Source organism: Microbacterium sp., assembly GCF_030149085.1.
Taxonomy (GTDB): Bacteria; Actinomycetota; Actinomycetes; order Actinomycetales; family Microbacteriaceae; genus Microbacterium.
The window spans coordinates 1-3,728 of record NZ_JASBSF010000038.1 but is presented as its reverse complement, the minus strand read 5'-3'; the positions used below and the strand labels follow the sequence as shown (position 1 = coordinate 3,728).

The following is a 3,728-nucleotide window of genomic DNA, read 5'->3' as shown; positions in this document are numbered from 1 at the left end:
GGCGACGAGCGCCTTCTCGGCCTCTTCGAACGTGCGGATGAACTCTCGGCCGATGATCTTGCGCTTCTGCTCGGGATCGCTCACGCCGGCGAGCGCGGTGAGGAACCGCTCGCGGGCGTCGATCGTGACGAGCCGCACACCCGTCGAGGCGACGTAGTCCTGCTCGACCTGTTCACGCTCGCCCTTGCGCAGCAGCCCGTGGTCGACGAAGACCGCGACGAGCTGGTCGCCGACGGCCTTGTGCACGAGGGCTGTCGACACGGCAGAGTCCACACCGCCCGACAGTGCCGAAAGCACGCGTCCCGAGCCGACCTGCGCGCGGATCCGATCGACCTGCTCAGCGATGACGTTGCCGCTGTTCCAGTCGGCGGGAAGACCCGCGGCCTTGTGCAGGAAGTTCTCGATGATCCGCTGGCCGTGATCGGAGTGCTTGACCTCGGGATGCCACTGCACGCCGTACATGCGACGCGCGTCGTTTCCGAACGCGGCGACCGGGGTGGCTCCGGTGCGAGCGAGCACCTCGAACCCCGCGGGAGGCTCCGAGACCTGATCGCCGTGACTCATCCACACGTTCTGGTCGGCGGGCTGACCGTCGAACAGCACGCTCTCGTCGCGGATGATGCTGGCATCCGTCGCGCCGTACTCGCGCAGGCCCGTGTTGGCCACGACGCCGCCGAGAGCCTGAGCCATTACCTGGAATCCGTAGCAGATGCCCAGGGTCGGCACGCCCAGATCGAACACGCCCGGGTCAAGCGTCGGCGCGCCGGGTTCGTACACGGACGAGGGCCCGCCCGACAGGATGATGCCGATCGGGTTCTTCGCGGCGATCTCGGCGGCCGTCGCGGTGTGCGGCACGAGCTCGCTGTAGACGCCCGCCTCTCGCACGCGACGGGCAATGAGCTGGGCGTACTGCGCGCCGAAGTCGACGACGAGGACGGGTCGCTGCGAGGTCTCGGTCTGTTCTGTCACCGGATGCTTTCGGTCGGCGCCCCTGGAACCCAGGAGCGTTGGGTCAGGAGACTGTGGGGTTCTGGCGGGTCAGGCTGGATTGCTCAGCGAGATCGTGACTCTCGGACTCGCGCGCAGCGAGGTAGGCCTTGACCTCACGGGCGACGCGAGCCTCCATGAAGAAGGAGAGGAAGGGGACGATCCCGCCGAGCGCAAGCGCGATGAAGCGACCGAACCGCCACCGCATGAGGCTCCAGATGCGGAAGCAGGCGAAGAGATACACGACGTAGAACCAGCCGTGGCCGACGAGGATCGACAGCGACACGTTGACACCATCGCCCGCCGACTCGAGATCGCAGCCGAGCCCGCCCGGAACGAAGAGCGAATACCACTCGCATCCGGGGCCGACCAGCACCGGCGCAAACCAGAGGAGGCCTCCGGAGCCGCCGGCGAACAGCTCGACGTGCAGCGGCGAGTACTTGAGGATCATCTCGGCCAGCAGCAGAAGCAGCATGACACCGGTGATGATCGAAGCGACCTGGTAGAAGGTCAGCGCTCCGCGAATAGCCGGGAAAGACGACGGTTTCGGCTCGCGGGGCATGGGCCCATTCTAGCCGCCGGTCGCGCCGGCGCTTCCCGAGCCGGATGCCGCAGCGGCGGCATCCTCGAACTCTTCGACTTCCTTCTCCCACGCGTCCTTGGCGAGGCGGTACCAGAAGTAGAACGCGAACCCGGCGAAGACCACCCACTCGGCCGCGTAGAAGATGTTGAGCCAGTTCACCGTGGACCCGGCATCCGGCGCGGGTGAAGCGATGTCCACGAGTCCCGCCGGCGCAGACTGCGAGGCGATGTAACTGCGATAGACGTCAAGGCCCACGGTGTCATGCCACTGAGCGAGCAGGGCCGCGGGCGACATCCGGGTCATCGTGAAGGGAAGCTCCCCCCGCGGCGGCGGCAGCGGCCCCTCGTCCGAGATCAACCGGCCGACGATCGTGACCGGCTCCCCCGCGGCGGCGGTCGCTTCCAGCGCCTCGGCGGCGGATTCGGCGTCGGCGAGCGTCGGCGCCCAGCCGGCGGCGACGGCAACGGATGTCGGGGCCGCCGCATCAGCAAGGCGCAGCTGGCCTGTGACCCAGTACCCTTCGACGCCGTCGTTGAAGCGCGACGAGACGATGAGGAAGTCCTCGGGCACCCACGTGCCCGTCACCTCAACACGCTGGCCGACGAGTGGCTCGGGAAGGTACTCGCCCGGTCCCGCAACCTCCGCGAGCGGCCGAACTTCTTCGGTGACCCCGGGTGGGAGCGGGTCGGTGTCGATCGCCCGCGCGAGCTGCCACTGGCCGAGCCACGCGAACACCCCCGCGACAACGAGCGCGAGCAGCAGGACCCCGATCCAGCGGGGTCGGAGCATGACCTCCCGCAGGGTCGGGGGAAACACTGTCTGGCCTGTCATCCGCCCGTATACGGCGCGACGACCACCTCGACGCGCTGGAACTCCTTGAGATCGGAGTAGCCGGTCGTGGCCATCGACTTCTTCAGCGCCCCGATGAGGTTCGCGGTGCCGTCAGCGACAGGCGCCGGCCCGTAGAGCACGGACTCGAGGTTTGTCACCTGGTCGACCTTCACGCGGCGCCCGCGCGGGAGCTTCGGATGGTTGGCCTCCGGGCCCCAGTGGTAACCGCGGCCCGGGGCATCGGTCGCGCGTGAGAGCGCGACACCGAGCATGACGGCATCGGCTCCCATCGCGAGCGCCTTGACGATGTCGCCGGAGGTTCCGACGCCACCGTCGGCGATCACGTGGACATAGCGCCCGCCCGACTCGTCCAGGTAGTCGCGGCGAGCACCAGCGACGTCGGCGACGGCCGTGGCCATCGGTGCGTGGATGCCGAGCACACCGCGCGTCGTCGACGCTGCCCCGCCGCCGAAGCCGACGAGCACGCCCGCGGCGCCGGTGCGCATGAGGTGGAGGGCTGCCGTGTAGGTCGCGGCACCGCCGACGATGACGGGAACGTCGAGGTCGTAGATGAACTTCTTGAGGTTCAGCGGCTCGTCGACGCTCGAGACGTGCTCGGCCGAGACCGTCGTGCCCCGGATGACGAACAGATCCACACCGGCGGCGACAACCGTTTCGTAGAGCTGCTGTGTGCGCTGCGGGGTCAGAGCGCCCGCGACCGTGACGCCCGCGTCGCGGATCTGCTGGAGTCGCTCACGGATGAGCTCGGGTTTGATCGGCTCGGAGTAGAGCTCCTGCATCCGGCATGTCGCCGTTGCCTCATCGAGCGATGCGATCTCGGCCAGCAGCGGCTCGGGGTCGTCGTACCGCGTCCACAGCCCCTCGAGATCGAGCACACCGAGCCCGCCGAGCTGACCGAGCATGATCGCGGTCCGGGGGCTCACGACCGAGTCCATCGGAGCGCCGAGCACGGGGATGTCGAACTGGAACGCATCGATCGACCAGGCCGTCGAGACATCCTCGGGGTTGCGGGTGCGGCGCGAAGGAACGACGGCGATGTCGTCGAACGAGTACGCGCGGCGAGCGCGCTTGGCACGGCCGATCTCGATCTCCATGGTCACGCGCCCCAGCCTACCGGTGGCGCGGACTCATGCATCCGCGGCCCCCGCCTCACGCGGGACGAGGCTCACCAGGGTTCATTGCTGCGCGGGGCGACATCCTGCACGGCGCGCATCGTGGTCGGGAAACAGGTGTCGAAGAGCTCATGGATGCCGTCATCCGTGTCGACCTCGTCGATGAGGCGCAACCCGATCATCGTGTTGATCAG

At 68.3% G+C, this 3,728-nt stretch carries 4 protein-coding genes; all 4 read right to left on the bottom strand.

Annotated elements, in window-relative coordinates; translation table 11 throughout:
• On the bottom strand, positions 1-969 hold a 969-nt coding region (gene guaA, locus Q1V87_RS01575; RefSeq protein ID WP_300590560.1), incomplete at its 3' end, for a glutamine-hydrolyzing GMP synthase.
• 43 nt (positions 970-1,012) lie between these two features.
• Positions 1,013-1,549 carry a DUF3817 domain-containing protein gene (locus Q1V87_RS01570; RefSeq protein ID WP_300590559.1) on the bottom strand — a complete coding sequence of 179 codons (537 nt, stop codon included), beginning with the start codon at positions 1,547-1,549 and terminating at the stop codon, positions 1,013-1,015.
• Between the two features lie 9 nt (positions 1,550-1,558).
• A complete protein-coding gene (locus Q1V87_RS01565) occupies positions 1,559-2,359 on the bottom strand; it encodes an SURF1 family protein (protein WP_300590558.1) in 801 nt (266 codons plus the stop codon).
• A 38-nt stretch (positions 2,360-2,397) separates the two neighbouring features.
• On the bottom strand, positions 2,398-3,516 hold the full coding sequence (locus Q1V87_RS01560; RefSeq protein ID WP_300590561.1) for a GuaB3 family IMP dehydrogenase-related protein: 1,119 nt from the start codon (positions 3,514-3,516) through the stop codon (positions 2,398-2,400).
• Positions 3,517-3,728 lie beyond the last annotated feature (212 nt).

Excerpts from the sequence above, each read along its gene's own strand:
- Q1V87_RS01570 (WP_300590559.1), bottom strand. The coding sequence starts at position 1,549 with ATGCCCCGCGAGCCGAAACCGTCGTCTTTCCCGGCTATTCGCGGAGCG.
- Q1V87_RS01565 (WP_300590558.1), bottom strand. The coding sequence starts at position 2,359 with ATGCTCCGACCCCGCTGGATCGGGGTCCTGCTGCTCGCGCTCGTTGTC.
- Q1V87_RS01560 (WP_300590561.1), bottom strand. The coding sequence starts at position 3,516 with ATGGAGATCGAGATCGGCCGTGCCAAGCGCGCTCGCCGCGCGTACTCG.